This is a genomic window from Pseudarthrobacter sp. CCNWLW217 (assembly GCF_037203985.1).
Lineage (GTDB): Bacteria > Actinomycetota > Actinomycetes > Actinomycetales > Micrococcaceae > Arthrobacter.
Window position 1 is genome coordinate 60,937 of the sequence record NZ_JBBCBT010000011.1, and the last position, 18,870, is coordinate 79,806.

At 64.3% G+C, this 18,870-nt stretch carries 16 protein-coding genes; all 16 read left to right on the forward strand.

What is annotated here, in order from left to right:
• Window positions 1–3 precede the first annotated feature (3 nt).
• The 16 genes from V9L18_RS13840 to dnaE all read left to right on the forward strand — a co-directional run bounded on the left by V9L18_RS13840 (window position 4) and on the right by dnaE (window position 18,870).
• Window positions 4–1,470, forward strand: a complete 1,467-nt coding sequence (locus tag V9L18_RS13840; RefSeq protein WP_337347745.1) for a UDP-N-acetylmuramoyl-tripeptide--D-alanyl-D-alanine ligase — start codon at window positions 4–6, stop codon at window positions 1,468–1,470.
• Complete coding sequence (mraY, locus tag V9L18_RS13845) at window positions 1,467–2,576, forward strand: phospho-N-acetylmuramoyl-pentapeptide-transferase (RefSeq protein WP_337347746.1); 1,110 nt, start codon at window positions 1,467–1,469, stop codon at window positions 2,574–2,576. Before V9L18_RS13840 ends, mraY begins: the two co-directional genes overlap by 4 nt.
• Window positions 2,558–4,135 carry a UDP-N-acetylmuramoyl-L-alanine--D-glutamate ligase gene (murD, locus tag V9L18_RS13850; protein WP_337347747.1) on the forward strand — a complete coding sequence of 526 codons (1,578 nt, stop codon included), beginning with the start codon at window positions 2,558–2,560 and terminating at the stop codon, window positions 4,133–4,135. Before mraY ends, murD begins: the two co-directional genes overlap by 19 nt.
• Before the next feature lie 2 nt (window positions 4,136–4,137).
• The gene (gene ftsW / locus V9L18_RS13855; protein ID WP_337347748.1) at window positions 4,138–5,466 is read left to right on the forward strand and encodes a putative lipid II flippase FtsW; all 1,329 of its coding nucleotides are present in this window, start codon (window positions 4,138–4,140) and stop codon (window positions 5,464–5,466) included.
• Window positions 5,467–5,472: 6 nt separating this feature from the next.
• Window positions 5,473–6,573 (forward strand): undecaprenyldiphospho-muramoylpentapeptide beta-N-acetylglucosaminyltransferase, encoded by a 1,101-nt coding sequence (gene murG, locus V9L18_RS13860; RefSeq protein WP_337347749.1) that lies wholly within the window; start codon window positions 5,473–5,475, stop codon window positions 6,571–6,573.
• Window positions 6,570–7,946, forward strand: a complete 1,377-nt coding sequence (gene murC / locus V9L18_RS13865; protein ID WP_337347750.1) for a UDP-N-acetylmuramate--L-alanine ligase — start codon at window positions 6,570–6,572, stop codon at window positions 7,944–7,946. Before murG ends, murC begins: the two co-directional genes overlap by 4 nt.
• Window positions 7,939–8,913 (forward strand): cell division protein FtsQ/DivIB, encoded by a 975-nt coding sequence (locus V9L18_RS13870; RefSeq protein ID WP_337347751.1) that lies wholly within the window; start codon window positions 7,939–7,941, stop codon window positions 8,911–8,913. The genes murC and V9L18_RS13870 overlap by 8 nt, the downstream gene beginning before the upstream one ends.
• A 189-nt stretch (window positions 8,914–9,102) precedes the next feature.
• Complete coding sequence (ftsZ, locus tag V9L18_RS13875) at window positions 9,103–10,335, forward strand: cell division protein FtsZ (protein ID WP_066285766.1); 1,233 nt, start codon at window positions 9,103–9,105, stop codon at window positions 10,333–10,335.
• Window positions 10,336–10,343: 8 nt separating this feature from the next.
• A complete protein-coding gene (locus tag V9L18_RS13880; RefSeq protein WP_337347752.1) occupies window positions 10,344–11,033 on the forward strand; it encodes a polyphenol oxidase family protein in 690 nt (229 codons plus the stop codon).
• A complete protein-coding gene (locus tag V9L18_RS13885) occupies window positions 11,026–11,757 on the forward strand; it encodes a YggS family pyridoxal phosphate-dependent enzyme (RefSeq protein ID WP_337347753.1) in 732 nt (243 codons plus the stop codon). Before V9L18_RS13880 ends, V9L18_RS13885 begins: the two co-directional genes overlap by 8 nt.
• 88 nt (window positions 11,758–11,845) lie before the next feature.
• Window positions 11,846–12,376, forward strand: a complete 531-nt coding sequence (locus tag V9L18_RS13890) for a cell division protein SepF (protein WP_337347754.1) — start codon at window positions 11,846–11,848, stop codon at window positions 12,374–12,376.
• Window positions 12,377–12,497: 121 nt separating this feature from the next.
• Window positions 12,498–12,785 carry a YggT family protein gene (locus V9L18_RS13895; RefSeq protein WP_337347755.1) on the forward strand — a complete coding sequence of 96 codons (288 nt, stop codon included), beginning with the start codon at window positions 12,498–12,500 and terminating at the stop codon, window positions 12,783–12,785.
• A gap of 174 nt (window positions 12,786–12,959) precedes the next feature.
• Complete coding sequence (locus tag V9L18_RS13900; protein WP_337347756.1) at window positions 12,960–13,655, forward strand: DivIVA domain-containing protein; 696 nt, start codon at window positions 12,960–12,962, stop codon at window positions 13,653–13,655.
• 109 nt (window positions 13,656–13,764) lie between these two features.
• Window positions 13,765–14,358 (forward strand): signal peptidase II, encoded by a 594-nt coding sequence (lspA, locus tag V9L18_RS13905; protein WP_337347757.1) that lies wholly within the window; start codon window positions 13,765–13,767, stop codon window positions 14,356–14,358.
• Window positions 14,351–15,277, forward strand: coding sequence for an RluA family pseudouridine synthase (locus V9L18_RS13910; protein WP_337347758.1), 927 nt, complete (start codon window positions 14,351–14,353; stop codon window positions 15,275–15,277). Before lspA ends, V9L18_RS13910 begins: the two co-directional genes overlap by 8 nt.
• 35 nt (window positions 15,278–15,312) lie before the next feature.
• Complete coding sequence (dnaE, locus tag V9L18_RS13915) at window positions 15,313–18,870, forward strand: DNA polymerase III subunit alpha (protein WP_337347759.1); 3,558 nt, start codon at window positions 15,313–15,315, stop codon at window positions 18,868–18,870.

An 18,870-nucleotide genomic window follows, 5' to 3' on the forward strand; every position in this document is an offset into this window, starting at 1 on the left:
GAGATGATTGCATTTACTGCGGCGGAAATCGCCGAAATCACAAACGGGCGCCTGGACGCCGATCCGGAGATCACGCCTCTTTCGGTGGTCACGGATTCCCGCGAAGCCACGCCCGGATCGCTGTACGTCGCGAAACCGGGAGAGTATGCGGACGGCCACGACTTCGTTGGCGCCGCCTTTGGCAACGGTTCAACGCTGGCACTCATGGAACGGCCGGTTGCCGGCCCGGACGGCGAGAACTACCCCGCAGTGGTGGTCGACGATGCGGTGCTGGCCATGGGCGCCCTCGCCGCGGAGGCGGTACGCCGCATTCGTGCAGCCCGCCAGGCAGCCGGTGAACAGTTCACGGTTGTGGGCATCACGGGCTCGGCAGGCAAGACCACCACCAAGGACCTCCTCGCCGGCGTCCTGGCCACCCAGGGTGCCACCGTTGCGCCACAGGGCTCCTACAACGGTGAGATCGGTGTCCCGCTGACGGTCTTCAGCGCGGACAGCAGCACCCGGTACCTGGTCATTGAAATGGGAGCAACGGGCATCGGCCACATCCGCTACTTGGCAGACATGGTTAAGCCAGACATCGGCGTAGTACTCGGCGTGGGGACCGCCCACGCCGGTGAATTCGGGGGAGTCGGGAACATCGCCCGGGCCAAGGGTGAACTGGTCGAAGGACTTTCCGCCACCGGTACTGCGATCCTCAACCTCGACGATGAACGCGTCGCCGCCATGCGGGACCGTACCCAGGCCACAGTGCTCGGATTCTCCGCTGAAGGCCGCACTGGCGCCGGAGTCCAGGCAGTCAAGCCCGACACCAACCCTGCCGGAAACCCTGAGTTTGACCTCGTCCTGCCGTCGGGCGAACCGGACCTGCACGTGAGCAGCAAACTGATCGGGTCCCATCACGTGGGCAACCTGCTCGCCGCAGCTGCGGCCTCACACGCCGCCGGTGTCGCCGGACGGGACATCGCAGCCTCACTCAGCACCCAAACGGCAGCCAGCCGCTGGCGCATGGAACGTACCGAAAGGGCCGACGGCGTCACCATCATCAACGACGCCTACAATGCCAACCCGGAATCCATGCGGGCCGCCCTGCGGACCCTCGCCGACCTCGGCCGCGGCCGCCGTACCTGGGCTGTCCTGGGCGCCATGCTGGAACTCGGACCGGAATCCATCCGCGAACACACCGTGGTGGGCACCCAGGTTGTCCGGCTTAATATCTCCCGCCTGGTGGTGGTGGGCCGGGAGGCCCGGCCGCTCTATGTCTCCGCCGTGCAGGAGGGGTCCTGGGGTGATGAATGCAGCTTCGCCGAAACGATCGAGGACGCCTACGAACTGCTCAACGCCGAACTTGAACCCGGCGACCTCGTCCTGTTCAAGTCCTCCAACAGCGTTGGGCTGCGGCATTTAGGCGATCGGATAGCATTACCCCCACAAGCCCCCGTACCTGCCAGTGAAGGGAGCGAACAGCTGTGATTGCACTTTTGATCGGCGCTGGCCTTGCCCTATTGTGCGCCCTGGTGGGAACCCCGCTCTTTATCCGCCTGCTGGTCCGCAAAAGCTACGGCCAGTTCATCAGGGATGACGGACCGACGTCCCACCACACCAAGCGCGGGACGCCCACCATGGGTGGAACCGTGGTGGTGGCCGCCGTCCTGCTGAGTTATGGACTGACGCACTTGATCATGTGGATGATGAATCCGGCGTCTCCGGGTCCTTCAGCGTCGGCTTTGATCCTGCTGTTCCTCATGGTGGGGATGGGCCTGGTTGGCTTCCTCGATGACTTCATCAAGATCTCAAGACAGCGAAGCCTGGGGCTGAACGCCAAAGCCAAGCTCATCGGCCAGGGAACTGTGGGAGTCGCGTTCGCCATCCTCGCCCTGAATTTCCCGGATGCAGACGGCGTTACGCCCGCGTCCACCAAAATCTCGCTGGTCCGCGATCTTCCGTGGCTGGACCTGGCCTTCGGCGGTACCGTCCTGGGCGCCATACTGTTCGTCGTGTGGTCCAACCTGATTGTCACCGCGGCAACCAACGGGGTGAACCTGACGGACGGCCTGGACGGCCTCGCTGCAGGTGCTTCCGTCATGGTTTTCGGCGCTTACACCTTGATGGGCATCTGGCAAAGCAACCAGGCCTGCGGCTCCCCGCGGGAAGCCGGCAGCGGCTGCTACTCGGTCCGCGACCCCCTCGACCTCGCCCTTCTGGCCGCCATCATGAGTGCAGCCCTCGTTGGATTCCTCTGGTGGAATACTTCTCCTGCCAAGCTTTTTATGGGAGACACCGGATCCCTCGCGATTGGCGGCGCAATCGCTGGTTTCGCCATCCTGTCCCGCACCGAACTGCTCCTGGGCATCATCGGCGGGCTTTTTGTCCTCATCACCCTGTCCGTCATCATCCAGGTGGGCTACTTCAAGGCCACCGGTGGTAAACGCTTCTTCAAGATGGCCCCGTTGCAGCACCACTTTGAGCTCAAGGGGTGGGCCGAGGTTACCGTGGTAGTCCGATTCTGGATCCTCGGAGGGCTTTTCGTAGCCGTTGGCCTGGGGATCTTCTACGCTGAATGGGTTGTGCTCCTGTGACAGTTTCCTCCCGCCTCACTCACCTCACCAGTTGGGACTCGGACTGGGCGGGCCTGCGCGTCGTGGTCACCGGCATCGGCGTGTCCGGCTTCGCCGCGGCCGATACCCTCATCGAACTGGGTGCCCGCGTCGTGGTGGTTGACGCAGCCACGTCCGAGACAGCAAAGGCCCACGCTGAAACACTGAAGATCGTCGGTGCCGCCGACGTTCTCCTGGGGGATGAAGCGGTCAGCAGGATCCCGAAAATCGATGGGTCCCTGCCCGAACTCATCGTGACGTCACCGGGCTGGCGCCCGGACCAAGCCCTCCTGGCATCCGCCGCACGCGCCCACATCCCCGTTTGGGGCGACGTCGAACTTGCCTGGCGGCTGCGCATCCGGGAAGGGCACAAGACAGCTGACTGGCTGACCATCACCGGAACAAACGGCAAAACCACCACGGTTGGCCTGACCGAAGCGATGCTGCAGGCCGCAGGACTGAAGGCCATCGCCGTCGGAAACGTGGGGACTCCCATCCTTGACGCCCTCCGCGATCCCGTTCAATACGACGTCTTCGCCGTCGAACTTTCCAGCTTCCAGCTGCACTGGGCTGAATCGCTTTCGCCCGTGGCAAGTGTGTGCTTGAACGTGGCTGAGGACCACGTGGACTGGCACGGATCGTACACGTCCTACCTCGCGGACAAGGCCAAAGTCTACGAACGCACCCAGAAGGCCTGCATATTCAACGCAGAGCAGATCGAGACCGAGCGGATGGTGGAGAACGCCGACGTCGTGGAAGGCTGCCGGGCCGTGGGCTTTACCACCCTTACCCCGGCGATCAGCATGCTGGGTGTGGTGGAGGGGCTCCTCGTTGACCGCGCCTTTATCCCCGAGCGCAAGGACAGCGCGGCTGAGCTCGCCTCAATGTCCGACCTCGGAGAATTCGCCCCGCGGCACATGGTGGCCAACGCCCTGGCCGCCGGAGCACTGGTCCGGGCCTACGGCGTTGACGCCAACGCTGTCCGCCAAGGCATCCGTGACTACGTCCCTGGCAATCACCGGATCCAGCCGGTAGCCCGGCAGAACGGCGTCCTCTGGATCAACGACTCCAAGGCCACTAACCCGCACGCTGCGTCGGCGTCGCTGGCCACCTTCGAGAAGGTGGTCTGGATCGCCGGCGGCTTGTCCAAGGGCGTCAGCTACGACGACCTGGTCCGGGACCACGCAGCGCGGCTCAAGGCCGTGGTGCTGATCGGCACGGACACCGAGGCCCTGGTTCAGGCCCTCGAACGACACGCACCGGATGTCCCGGTGATCGGACCGCACGCGGGCGACACTGAAAAGATGCAGACTGCCGCAGAGGGCGGGGCCGTCGCAGGCAGCCCGTCGGACTCCGGCGGGACAGTGATGTCCCGCGCCGTTGCGGCAGCGGCTCAGCTTGCCGCGCCGGGTGACACAGTTCTGATGGCGCCGGCAGCTGCATCCATGGATCAGTTCTCTTCCTACGCTCACCGTGGCGACGCCTTTATCGAAGCTGTCCGCGAGCTGGTGGAAGGGCAGGCCCAGACCGGCGAGGAGTAACAATGGTCAGCACGCCCACCCGGCCGCCGGCAGCAACGCCGCGCCCGGGAAAAACCGCAGCTCCTGCCGGTTCCCGGCCCTCCTTGCCTGTGCGAATCCGCAACGGGTACCGCCGTTTCTGGTCAGCTCTGGAAGGGACCGGAACCTCGCGGAACGGTTCCACCTACTACCTCATCCTGGGCTCCACCCTCGCCCTGACCGCCATCGGCATCATGATGGTGCTCTCTGCTTCCAGCGTGGAATCAATCGCGGCCGGCAAGTCCCCGTATGGTGACGCCCTGAAACAGGGCATGTTTGCCGCCATTGGAATCTTCACCATGTTCGTCCTGTCGCGCATCAACGTTGTCTGGCTGAAGCGCCTTGCCTGGCCCGGCCTGGGCATCGCACTGGTACTCCTAGCACTGGTCCAGGTCATCGGCGATGAAGTCAACGGCAACAAGAACTGGATCGACATCGGCGGCATCACGTTCCAGCCGTCCGAGGCGTCGAAGCTGGCCCTGGCCCTGTGGATGGCCACAGTCCTGGCGAGGAAGGGCAAGCTCCTGCGCCGGTGGCAGCACGCGCTGATCCCCGCTGTTCCCGCGGCTGGCCTTGTCATCGGCCTCGTCGTCCTGGGAAATGACCTGGGCACCGCGATGATCATCATGATGATCACCGCGGCCGCGCTCTTTTTCGCCGGCGTGCCGTTGTATCTGTTCGGCTTCGCCGCGCTGATCGGCGCCGCGGGAACTGCCGCCATGGCCATCACGAGCTCCAACCGCATGTGCCGCATCACCTCGTGGTGGACGGGAAAGTCCTGTGCCGACGGCATCGATGCGAACTACCAGGCCACGAACGGGATCTACGGACTGGCGTCCGGCGGCTGGTTCGGCGTCGGACTTGGCCAAAGCAGACAGAAGTACAGCTGGATCCCGGAAGCCCACAACGACTTCATCTTCGCCATCATCGGTGAGGAGCTGGGGCTGGTGGGCACCGTCGTCGTCCTGGTCCTGTTCGCCATCCTGGGGGCCGCGATCTACCGCGTCGTGGTGGCGCAGGAGGACATGTTCCACCGGGTCCTGGCGGGCACCATCATGGTCTGGCTCCTCGGCCAGGCCACAGTCAACATGTCCGTGGTCACCGGGCTGATGCCCGTGATCGGCGTCCCTTTGCCGTTCATCTCCTACGGCGGTTCGGCGCTCATGATGTCGCTGTGCGCCGTCGGCGTCGTGCTGTCACTCGCCAGGGAACAGATGGCCCCGGCAATACGGCCCAAGCGGATGCTGAAGTTCGGCAACAGGCCCTCCCGGGGATCCACCGGCCCAAAGAAAACCGCCAGAAAGCGTACCTAGCACCAGATGACTTCCCAAACTCTCTCCATCGTCCTCGCCGGAGGCGGTACTGCGGGGCACATCAGCCCCCTCCTTGCCATCGCCGCCGCCATCCGGACCGCCGCGCCTGAAGCCAGGCTCCTCGCCGTCGGAACACCGTCCGGCATGGAAACCCGGCTGGTGCCTGCCGCGGGACTGGAGCTTGCCACCATCGACCGTGTGCCGTTGCCGCGCAGGCCGTCCATGGACCTGCTCAGGCTGCCCGGCCGCCTGGCCGGGGCCGTACGGCAAGCCGGCCGGATCCTGGATGAACATGACGCCGACGTGCTCGTCGGCGTGGGCGGGTACGTCTGTACTCCCATGTACCTGGCTGCCCGGCGCCGCCGGATCCCCATAGTGATCCATGAAGCAAACGCGCGTCCCGGCCTTGCCAACCGTGTCGGTGCCATGCTGACCAAGTACGTAGCCGTCGCCTTCGACACCACGCGGCTCCGCCATGCCCGGCACGTCGGGATGCCCATGCGCACTGAGATTTCAGGCCTGGAACGGGCTGCGTCCCGGGCTGCTGCCCGCGAAGCCCTGGGCCTGCACCCGACGCAGCCTACGCTGATTGTTACCGGCGGTTCCTCAGGTGCCCAGAGCATCAACCGCACTGTCGCTGCGGCCGTCGAGGACCTGGCTGCCGCGGGCATCCAGACACTGCACATCACCGGACGCGGCAAGGCAGTGCTAAATGCCAACGGCGGCACGCTTACGGCCCCCGGCTACCGGCAGGTGGAGTACGTGGACGGCATGGAGTTGGCTTACGCCGCCGCCGACGTGCTCGTGGCCAGGTCCGGCGCCGCGACAGTCTGCGAAGCGGCCGCCGTGGGCGTGCCCGCCGTTTTTATCCCGCTGCCCATCGGCAACGGCGAACAGGCGCTCAACGCTGCGGGGCTGGTCAAAGCTGAGGGGGCGCTCCTCGTCCAGGACCGGGACTTCTCCGTCCAATGGGTCAGGGACCATCTCATCCCGCTGGTGACTGACCCAGTCCGGTTGGCCGCCATGGCCGCCAACTCCCAGCGCCTTGGAATCAGAAATGCCGACCAGCGCATGGCTGGTCTTGTCCTGGAAGCGGTATCCGAATGAGCCCTGCCAACATCCACAGCCAGGAATCCCTGGGCCGCGTCCACTTCATCGGGATCGGCGGTGTTGGGATGTCCGCCGTTGCCCGGATCATGGTTGCCCGCGGGCTGGTGGTCAGCGGATCCGACGCCAAGGACCTCCCTGTCATGGCCGACCTCGCGGCCGCAGGTGCCAGGGTAGCTGTGGGATACGATGCCGCGAACCTCGGCGACGCCCAGACCGTGGTGGCGGGCTCCGCGATCCGTGCAGACAACCCAGAGCTGGTGGCTGCCCGAGAGGCGGGGCTGCCAGTGCTGCACCGGTCTGAGGCGTTGGCAGCCACCATGGGCGAGGACATTGTGGTCACGGTGGCAGGCACGCACGGCAAGTCCACCACGACGTCGATGATCACTGTGCTGCTGCAGGGCGCCGGGCTGGATCCCTCGTTTGCAATCGGGGCCAACGTTCCTGCGCTCGGTGTCAACGCAGCACATGGCGCGTCCGGGATTTTTGTGGCCGAGGCCGACGAATCGGACGGCTCGTTCCTGAACTACCGGCCCCGGATAGCCGTCGTCACCAACGTGGAGCCGGACCACCTTGACCACTACGGAACCGCGGAGGCTGTCTACGCATCGTTTGACCAGTTCACGGAACTCCTGCCCGCGGACGGCGTCCTGGTCGCCTGCGCCGATGACGCCGGCGCCCTGGCCCTCGCACGCCGCACCCTTGAGCGCGGCAACACCCGCGTACTCCTGTACGGCACCTCGGATGAAGCGGATCTGGTGCTGCACGACGGCGGCCCGGGAGACGTTTCGGTGTCCACCACTGCAGGCCGCTTCGGCCTGCAGCTGCAGGTTCCGGGCCGGCACAACGCCCTGAACGCCGCTGCCGCCTTTGCGGTGGCACTGGAACTGGGGGTTGAACCAGGCGCCGCCGCCGCGGCCCTGGGCAACTTTTCCGGCGCGTCACGCCGTTTTGAACTGAAAGGGGAGGCCGGCGGCGTCCGGGTCTTCGACGACTACGCCCACCACCCCACCGAAGTGCGTGCCGCCCTCGCTGCAGCCCGGTCAGTTGCCGGTGACCACCGGGTCCACGTCCTCTTCCAGCCGCACCTCTTTTCCCGGACCCGGGAGTTCGCCCGCGAGTTCGCCGAGGCCCTGAACCTGGCCGACACCGCCTTGGTCCTGGATATCTATCCGGCCCGCGAGGATCCTATCCCCGGGGTCACCAGCCAGTTGATCGCCGACCACCTTGGCGCCGGTGGACGCCTGGTGGATGGAAACGCCGCGGTAGCGGAGCTTGTTGGCGCTGCGGACGCTGGCGACATTGTCCTGACCGCGGGAGCCGGCGATGTGACCGCCTACGGCCCGAAGATCGTGCAGGCACTGCGTGGCTAGTGCCCGGCGCCCCACCTACACCTCGCCGGGACGCGCCCAACAGGGGAGGAACAGGTCCGGCCATCCTTCCGGCGGCCCGTCCGGCACCCCCGCGCCCGGCCAGGCGGAGGAGCCGGAGGTCATCTCCGCTTCCAAGACCGCTCCGGGGCCGGAAGTGGCCCCGGCAAGGGCCAAACAGCCCAAGGGCGCCAAATCCAAGGAGAAGCAGGCCAGGGAAGGGCAGTCCAGCGGGGCAGCTGCAGGCGCGAACGTCCTGGCTTTCCCGGAGCCCAAAGGCAGGCGGCTGAAGCGAAACATCATCATCGCGGCCAGCACCCTTGCCGCGGTGGTAGCAGGGATCCTCGCAGCAGCCATCTTTTCGCCGCTGCTGGCGGTCAGCACCATCTCCGTATCCGGCACCAGGCTCCTGACTGCTGACCAGGTCCAGGCCGCCCTGGAACCGCTGAAGGGCAAACCCCTGCCGCAAATCACCGACGAGGAGGTGGACCGGCTTCTGGAACCACTCATCCAGATCAAATCAGTGAAAACGCAGGCACGACCTCCGTCGGACCTGGTTGTCGAAGTCCGGGAACGCGTCCCGGTGGCCCTGGTGAAGCAGGGGGAGCAGTACCAGCAAGTTGACGTTGACGGTGTGCAGCTGGCGGCCACCACGGATCCAGCCTCCGTGGCGCTGCCAGTGATCGACGGCGGCGCAGGCACCATCGGCAAGGATCTGTTCCAGGCGACGGCGGCGGTCCTTGGCGCCCTTCCTCCCGAGGTCCTGGCGAAGCTGTCCAATGCCTCAGCACAGTCTGTCGATGCCGTGGAACTCAAGCTCGTGGACGGGCAGACCATCGTCTGGGGCAACGCGTCGGAGAGGGAACTCAAAGCCAAGGTCCTGGAGGCACTGCTGAAGGTTCCCGCCGATCCGAAGAACCCCGTGCGTGTCTATGACGTCAGTGTGCCCAGGCATCCTGTGACGCGCTAAATCTCTGTATTTCCCGGGAATAGCACGACACGCGGCCTGCGGTTATTGAATGTGCGAACCATAGGAAATACCGTCACAGACATGAGTTACTTGACATAACTATAACCTTCAACTCGAAGGTTAAGGTTCAAAGCTTCAAGCTCGACTCCATCAGTTTTCGCAATAGGACACGAACAAGGGACACGTAACGTGGCAGCTCCGCAGAATTACTTGGCCGTCATCAAGGTCGTCGGCATCGGCGGCGGTGGCGTGAACGCAGTCAACCGCATGATCGAAGTCGGTCTTCGCGGTGTCGAATTCATCGCAATCAACACCGATGCCCAGGCCCTGCTGATGAGCGATGCCGACGTCAAGCTTGACGTTGGGCGGGAGCTGACACGCGGGCTCGGCGCAGGCGCCAACCCGGAGGTGGGCAAGCAGGCAGCTGAGGACCACGCGGACGAGATCGAAGAGGTCATCCGCGGCGCAGACATGGTCTTCGTGACCGCCGGTGAAGGCGGCGGAACGGGTACTGGCGGCGCTCCCGTCGTGGCACGTATCGCACGTTCGCTCGGCGCGCTGACCATCGGCGTAGTCACCCGCCCGTTTACCTTCGAAGGCCGGCGCCGTGCCGGCTCTGCCGAGGCGGGCATCGACGCCCTCCGCGACGAAGTGGACACCCTGATCGTCATCCCGAACGACAGGCTCCTGTCCATCAGCGACCGCAACGTCTCCGTCCTGGACGCTTTCCGCTCTGCTGACCAGGTCCTGCTGTCCGGTGTCCAGGGCATCACTGACCTCATCACCACGCCCGGCCTGATCAACCTTGACTTCGCGGACGTGAAGTCCGTCATGCAGGGCGCAGGCTCGGCACTGATGGGCATCGGTTCAGCCCGCGGTGAGGACCGTGCCGTGAAGGCTGCGGAACTTGCTATCGCCTCGCCGCTGCTTGAGGCTTCCATCGACGGCGCCCACGGTGTCCTGCTGTCCATCCAGGGCGGCTCCGACCTCGGCCTCTTCGAGATCAACGAAGCGGCGCGGCTGGTCCAGGAAGTGGCCCACCCGGAAGCGAACATCATCTTCGGCGCGGTCATCGACGACGCCCTTGGCGACGAGGCCCGCGTGACCGTCATTGCCGCCGGCTTCGACGACGTCAAGGCAACCTCGCCGTCCATGGACCAGTCCCAGCCCCAGGTAGCCCCCCAGCGCCCCGCCGCGCCGGCCCCGGCCCCGGCCCAGGCGCCGTCGGGCGGAAGCCACCAGATGAACGTACAGCCGGTCCACGCCGGAGTCGGTGCGTCCGGCCTGAGCAACTGGGGCCAGCAGCGCCCGTCGGCGGTTCCCGCGGACTCCGGTTTCGACGTCGACCTTCCCTCGGTCGTGGAGCCGGACCTCTCCGGCAGCCGCTCCGATGACCTGGATGTCCCCGACTTCCTGAAGTAGGGCGCAGCTTGTTCCTTTGGAAGGCGGTAGTCCTCCCCGGTGTGACCGTGGCCTTCACGGACACACGCGCCGGCAACCTGGCGTTGCATGTGGGGGACAACGCGGACGATGTCCGGGTACGCAGGGCAGAACTGGAGCTCAATGCCGCCATGGTGCCGGGTTCCCTGCGGTTCATGAACCAGGTGCATGGAACTGCCGTGGCGGTCATGGAGGCCGGCAGTCCCGATCCTGAGGCAGATGCCATGGTTTCCAGGGGCGTGCCGCTGGCGGTCATGGTGGCTGATTGCATCCCCGCGGTGCTGGTCGGCCAGGCCCCAGGCGGCCCTGTGCTTGGTGCTGTCCACGCCGGCCGGCCGGGGCTGGCGGCGGGGGTCATTCCCGCCGCGGTCGAACGTATGCGGGCCATGGGGGCCGTCAACATCCAGGCATGGCTCGGTCCGTCAATTTGCGGCAGCTGCTACGAGGTTCCGGCCGGGCTGCGGGCCGACGTAGCGGCAGCAGTTCCTGCGGCGTGGTCCACCACCAGCTGGGGGACTCCCGGCCTTGACCTGCCTGCCGGCGCGCGGAGCCAGCTGGAGGCGGCAGGCGTGGACGTCATGTACTGCGGGCCTTGCACGCTTGAGAACCAGGATCTATTCTCCTACCGCCGTAACAAAGACACTGGTCGGTTTGCCGGATTGGTCTGGACGCATGACTGAGGCCACGAACCCTGCAGCGCGCACTGCCGAATTGGAAAATGGCCTGGCCGCCGTGAGGAGCCGCATCGTCGCTGCCACAAAGGCATCAGGCCGGGCGGATGAGCCGGCGCTAATCGTCGTCACCAAGTTCCACCCGGCGGACGACATCCGCCGGCTCGCCGCCCTGGGCGTCAAGGACGTCGGAGAGAACAGGGATCAGGAGGCCTCTGCGAAAGCTGAAGCCCTGCACGACCTCGGGCTCAACTGGCATTTCGTGGGCCAACTCCAAAGCAAGAAAGCCAAATCCGTTGTCCGCTATGCCCATGCCGTCCACTCCGTGGACCGGCCGCAGCTCGTTGACGGGCTCGCCCGGGCCATGGCTACCGAACAGGACCGGTCAGGGCGGGCTGCGCTGGAATGCTTCATCCAAGTCAGCCTGGACGACGACGCCGGTGCACACCGCGGCGGGGCCGCTCCCGCCGAGGTCCCGTCCCTAGCAGAGCAACTGGCTTCCGCCGGCGGGCTGGTCCTGGCCGGCGTCATGGCTGTGGCGCCACTTGGATCCCCGCCAGAAGCGGCCTTCGAGAAGCTAGCCGCCATCTCTGCCCGGCTCACCGCGGACCATCCGGGCGCCACGGGCATTTCGGCCGGTATGAGCCAGGACCTCGAGGTGGCCATCCGCTTCGGAGCGACACACCTGCGGATCGGTTCGGATATTCTCGGATCGCGTCCCGCCGTGGGGTAGCGTCAAAGCATTGGAAGTGAATGGCGGGGATTTCCAGTGCTGTCAAATCATTGGTCGGCCCGCCTACGGACACGATTAGGAGTCGACCATGGCCGGCGCTCTGCGCAAGACAATGATCTATCTTGGGCTCGCCGATGGCGATGAACATTACGAGTCCGAGCACCACACCACACGTAAGGATGAGGACGAATCCATGGAAGTTGACCGCGAGGAACGCCGTGCACCCGCACCCGTCCGCGAGGTCAGCCGTGAGGCGTCCTATGTCCCCGAAGAGGAATACCGCGCACCAGTGACCCCCATCAAGCGTGCGGCATCCAGCCGCGAAGAGTCTTCCGGCCTCCGGCAGATCACCACCATCCACCCGCGGTCCTACAACGACGCGAAGCTTATCGGCGAGAGTTTCCGTGACGGCATCCCGGTCATCATGAATGTCACCGACATGGGCGAGGCCGATGCCAAGCGCCTTGTGGACTTTTCCGCAGGGCTCGTGTTCGGACTCCGGGGCAGCATCGAGCGTGTCACCAACAAGGTCTTCCTCCTGTCGCCGTCGTACATCGAGGTCATCGGCGATGACAAGAAGGTCAGCGAGACCCAGGCGAGCTTCTTCAATCAAAGCTAGCCATTAGGCTCATTGTGGATGCCAGGCAGGTGGACCTGTCTGGCATCTGTGCTGAAATAGATAAGAAACATTGGCAGGACGCTGCGGTATCCGGAATGGACATGGAGATATGAGTTAAGTCATGGGAATTGTTTTCGGACTTGTCTATATCGCCCTTTTACTGTTCCTTGTGGCACTCATCGTGCGGCTGGTGTTCGACTGGGTCCAGATGTTTGCCCGGGAGTGGCGCCCCCGTGGGCCGGCCCTCGTGGTGGCCCACGCAGTGTATTCGGTCACGGACCCGCCACTGAAGGTCCTGCGGAGACTGATCCCGCCTCTGCGGCTTGGCGGCATCAGCCTGGACCTGGGGTTCCTGATTTTGTTCATCGCTGTCAGCGTGGCGATGGGTATCACCAGGAGTTTCGCGTAAATTTCCATTAGACCTAGCTGTTCAGGCTCAGATCCGCAGGGAACTGTCACTTGCAACGCGAAGAAACTCCGGTTTGACACCACGGTGTTGAATTAGAGGAACCAGTCCATATTTAGGTACCGTAGTTTTGACGGCCGGAAGGCCACTGACTAACTAGACCAGTGAGGTGACCAGATGGCTTTGACGCCAGAAGACGTTGTCAACAAGCGCTTTCAGCCGACCAAGTTCCGCGAAGGCTACGACCAGGATGAAGTAGATGACTTCCTGGACGAAATCGTCGTTGAACTCCGGCGCCTGAACCAGGAGAACGACGAGCTGCGCAAGAAGCTCGCCGAGGGCGGTTCGGCCGTTCCTGCCAGCTCCGCCGCTGCGGCACCGGTGGTCGAGAAGGTCCCCGCGCCCGTCAAGGCCGAGAAGGACGACTCCCGCGCCAAGGCCGAGGCCGACGCCAAAGCCGCCGAAGCAAGCAAGAAGAAGGAAGCTGAGCAGGCTGCTCCGGCTGCTGCTGTTGCAGCTGCCGCTCCTTCCCAGGCTGCCGGCAGCACAGTTTCTGCCGAATCGGCTGCCGGACTGCTGGCCATGGCGCAGCAGATGCATGACCGCCACGTCGCTGACGGCCAGGCCCAGAAGGACAAGATCATCGCTGAGGCGCAGATCGAAGCCAGCAGCCTCGTCAACGATGCTCAGGAGAAGTCCCGCAAGATCCTTGGTGCCCTTGAGCAGCAGCGCTCCGTGCTCGAACGCAAGGTGGAGCAGCTGCGTGGCTTCGAGCGCGATTACCGCTCACGCCTGAAGGCCTACATCGAAGGCCAGCTGCGCGACCTTGACGCCCGTGGCTCCGTGGCCGCGCCCGAGGTCGAAGCCAACTAGCAAGGTCGAACCAAACTCGATTGTTAAGCACGTATTCTGAAAGCCGGTGGCTGAGGATTCCTCGGCCGCCGGCTTTTGTGATTAACATCGGTATCCGAATGAAAGCACCATGACAGACGAACTTGCCGCTGACGCTGCACTCCCTCTTCCACCCACTCCGCGGCGCCCCCGCCGCCGGATCCTGCTGTCCCTTTTTGCTGGATTCGCGGTCTTCGCCTACGCGCTGGACCAACTGACCAAACTCTGGGTTACTTCCAGCATGGTTGAGGGCGAGCGTATCCCTGTCCTGCCGCCAGTGCTGCACTGGTACTTCATCCGGAACTCCGGCGCCGCCTTCTCCATCGGAGAAAACGTCACGTGGGTGTTTTCGATCATCATGGCAGCGGTTTCCATTGCCATCCTGTTCCAGGTGCGCAAGCTTGGGTCCGCCTGGTGGTCGCTGGCCTTGGGCCTACTCCTGGGCGGTGCACTGGGCAACCTCACAGACCGGCTGTTCCGCGAGCCTTCGTTCGGGATGGGGCACGTGGTGGACTTCATCCAGCTACCCAATTTCGCCATTTTCAACATTGCCGATTCCGCGGTGGTCTCGGCAGTGGCCATTATTTGCATCCTGACGCTCCGCGGGATCTCCCTGGACGGGTCCCGGCATGTGGCGGCTCCGCGGGAGAAGGCCACGCCGAAGGAAGAACCCGGCGATGCCTGAGCGCATTGTGGTGGCCGATGAATTCGGCGGAACACGGGCGGACGCAGGACTGGCAAAGCTCATGGGGATTTCACGCTCCCTGGCCGCGACGCTTATTGCCGAAGGCAACGTCATCAGCCGGGGCAAAGCGGTAGGCAAATCAGCAAAGCTGATTGCAGGGGACGTCCTTGACGTCACGGTGCCCGAACGGCGGGACCCGCTCGAAGTGGTGGAGGAAGTTGTGGAAGGCCTGAAGATCCTGCTCGATGACGACGATTTCGTCGTCGTCGACAAGCCCGTGGGCGTTGCTGCCCATCCATCACCGGGCTGGGTCGGGCCCACCGTAGTGGGCGGCCTCGCAGGAGCCGGGTACCGCATCTCCACCTCCGGTTCCCCCGAACGTGCAGGCATCGTCCACCGGCTCGACGTCGGCACGTCCGGTGTGATGGTCGTGGCGAAGACCGAGCGCGCCTACACAGCCCTGAAGAGGGCGTTCAAGGAGCGCAGCGTGGACAAGGTCTACCACGCTGTGGTCCAGGGCCTGCCGGACCCCTTGGAGGGCACTATCGACGCGCCGATTGGGCGCCATCCGGGCCATGACTGGCGCTTTGCCGTGATCGAGGACGGCAGGCCTTCAATTACGCATTACGAGGTATTAGAGGCCTTCGGCAAGGCCACACTGGTGGAAGTTCATCTTGAAACTGGCCGCACACACCAGATACGCGTCCACTTTTCCGCCCTCCGGCACCCCTGTGCCGGTGACCTAACGTACGGTGCGGACCCGCGGCTCGCCGCCACGCTGGGCCTCACGCGGCAGTGGCTGCACGCCCGCCAGCTCGGCTTCGACCACCCGGTGACGGGGGAACGGGTCACCGTCACCAGCGATTACCCGCAGGATCTCTCCTTTGCCCTGGAAGTACTCGAATCCGGGCAGGCCTGACCACTCAGGAGCCGGGCGGCGCATAGAATAGTGCGGTGACTTCCAGCAATGCCTCGTTCGTCCACCTGCACAACCACACCGAGTACTCCATGTTGGACGGCGCCGCCCGCTTGGGGGAGCTTTTCGACGAGACTGAACGCTTGGGCATGCCTGCCCTCGCCACTACCGACCACGGGTACCTGTTCGGCGCCTTCGACTTCTGGAAACGCGCCACGGACCAGGGCATCAAGCCCATTATCGGCGTCGAGGCCTACGTAACACCGGGGACGGCACGGACGGATAAGAGCCGTGTCCGCTGGGGCGAGGAACATCAGCGCAAGGATGACATCTCGGGCGGTGGGTCATACACCCATATGACGCTGCTGAGTTACAACAACGCAGGCATGCGCAACCTCTTCCGGGCCTCGTCCATCGCGTCCCTGGACGCCGTGTTCGGCAAGTGGCCGAGGCTGGACCGCGAACTCCTGAACACGTATTCGGAAGGCCTGATCGCCACCACCGGCTGCCCGTCGGGAGAAGTCCAGACCCGTTTGCGGCTGGGCCAGTACCGTGAGGCCCTGGAAGCAGCCTCCGAGTTTCGCGACATCTTCGGGGCGGAAAACTACTTCTGCGAACTGATGGACCATGGCCTCGACATCGAACGCCGGGTTACCGGGGACCTGCTGCGGCTCGCCAAAGAACTGAAGCTGCCGCTGGTGGCAACCAACGACCTGCACTATACGCACGAGCACGACGCCAAGGCCCACGAGGCACTGCTGGCCATCCAGTCAGGTTCCACCCTGCTGGAACCCACCTATGACAACGGCGGCTCCCGGTTCGCGTTCTCCGGCAGCGGCTACTACCTCAAATCGCCCCAGGAAATGCGTGAACTGTTCAGGGACCACCCGGACGCGTGTGACAACACCCTGCTGATCGCCGAACGCTGCGAAGTTTCGTTCAATACCGGGGCCAACTACATGCCGCGGTTCCCCTGCCCGCCGGGCGAGGACGAGACGTCCTGGCTGGTCAAGGAAGTTGCCGCCGGGCTGGAGTACCGTTACCCCGGCGGTGTCCCGGACAAGGTCCGCACCCAGGCTGACTACGAGCTGGAGGTCATCACCTCCATGGGGTTCCCCGGGTACTTCCTGGTGGTGGCTGACTTCATCAACTGGGCGAAGAACAACGGCATCCGCGTGGGACCCGGACGTGGTTCCGGCGCCGGTTCGATGGTGGCCTACGCCATGCGCATCACGGACCTCGACCCGCTGCACCACGGCCTGATTTTCGAGCGCTTCCTCAACCCCGACCGTGTTTCCATGCCTGACTTCGACGTCGACTTCGATGACCGTCGCCGCTCTGAGGTCATCGACTACGTGACCCGCAAATACGGCGACGAGCGCGTGGCCATGATCGTTACCTACGGCACTATCAAAACCAAGCAGGCGCTGAAAGACTCCTCGCGTGTGCTCGGCTACCCATTCAGCATGGGGGAGCAGCTGACCAAGGCTCTCCCGCCGGCCGTTATGGCCAAGGACATTCCGTTGGCGGACATCCAGAACAAGGACTCCAAGCGCTACAGCGAGGCCGGTGACTTCCGGCAGCTGATCGCCACCGATCCCGAGGCCGCCAAGGTCTTCGAAACGGCGCTGGGCATCGAGGGGCTGAAACGGCAGTGGGGTGTGCACGCTGCCGGCGTCATCATGTCCTCGGACCCCATCATCGATGTCATCCCCATCATGAGGCGCATCCAGGACGGCCAGGTGATCACGCAGTTCGATTACCCCACCTGCGAAGGCCTGGGCCTGATCAAGATGGACTTCCTGGGCCTGCGGAACCTCACGATCATTTCCGACGCCCTGGAGAACATCAAGCTCAACCGGGGCCACGAACTGGACCTGGACAGCCTTGCCCTTGACGACGCCGCCTCCTACGAGCTGCTGGCCAGGGGTGACACATTGGGCGTATTCCAGCTCGATGGCGGTCCTATGCGGTCCCTGCTCAAGCTGATGAAGCCTGACAACTTCGAAGACATCTCCGCCGTCCTGGCCCTCTACCGGCCGGGGCCGATGGGCGCCAACGCGCATACCGACTACGCGCTGCGCAAGAACGGGATCCAGGAAGTCATTCCGATCCACCCTGAGCTCAAGGAACCGCTCGCCGAAATCCTCGGCGGGACCTACGGCCTGATCGTGTACCAGGAACAGGTTATGGCCGTAGCGCAGAAGCTGGCCGGATATTCCCTCGGCCAGGCCGACATCCTCCGCCGCGCCATGGGCAAAAAGAAGAAATCAGAACTGGACAAACAGTTTGCCGGCTTCTCGCAGGGCATGCAGGACAACGGCTACTCCATGGAGGCCGTCAAGACCCTCTGGGACATCCTGCTGCCGTTCTCCGACTACGCATTCAACAAGGCACACTCGGCCGCCTACGGTGTCATTTCGTACTGGACCGCCTACCTGAAGGCCCACTACGCGCCGGAGTACATGGCAGCCTTGCTGACGTCAGTGGGAGACGACAAGGACAAGTCCGCGATCTACCTCAACGAGTGCCGCCGCATGGGCATAACCGTGCTTCCGCCCGACGTCAACGAGTCATCGCTGAACTTCACGCCGGTGGGGAACGACATCCGTTTCGGCATGGGTGCCATCCGTAACGTCGGATCCAACGTGGTCCAAGCCATGGTGGCCGCCCGGGAGAGCGAGGGGGCATACTCCTCCTTCAAGGACTTCCTGATGAAAGTCCCCGCCGTGGTCTGCAACAAGCGGACCATCGAATCCCTGATCAAAGCCGGCGCATTCGACTCCCTCAACCACCACCGCCGCGCCCTGGTGATGATCCACGAAGAGGCCATCGATTCGGTCATCACCCTCAAACGGAACGAGGCAATCGGCCAGTTCGACCTCTTCGCCGGGTTTGAAGAGGCCGAATCGGAGGCGTCCCTGAGCATCGAGATCCCGGAACTTCCCGAGTGGGAGAAGAAGGACAAGCTGTCGTTTGAACGGGACATGCTGGGACTCTATGTCTCGGACCACCCACTGCAGGGCCTCGAAGGGGTGCTCAGCCAGCACGCGGACCAGTCCATCACCTCGGTCATTGCCGAAGACGGTCCGCACGACGGCGCCATCATCACCATCTCCGGGATGATCACCTCGCTGAGCCGCCGCATCGCCAAGGCCAGCGGCAATGCCTACGCACGTGCCGAGATCGAGGACCTTGGCGGCTCCATGGAGGTCATGTTCTTCGGGCAGGTTTATGGTCCCATCGCCTCAGTCCTCGCCGAGGACCTGATCGTTGTGGTCAAAGGCAGGCTGCAGCGGCGCGACGACGGCGCCGTGACACTGAACTGCATGGAACTCTCCGTTCCCGACCTCAGCGAGGGCACCAACGGTCCGCTGCTGATCTCCATGCCCACTCACAAGGCCACTGAAGCCGTGGTCACCGAACTCGGGGACGTCCTGCGCAACCATCGGGGAAACTCGGAGGTACGCGTCCACTTGCACGGCGATTCACGGGTGGAGGTGATGGGCCTGCCGGTCCATATGCGGGTGAATCCCAATCCCTCGCTGTTTGGCGACCTCAAGGTGCTCCTCGGGCCGGCCTGCCTTGACGTCTAG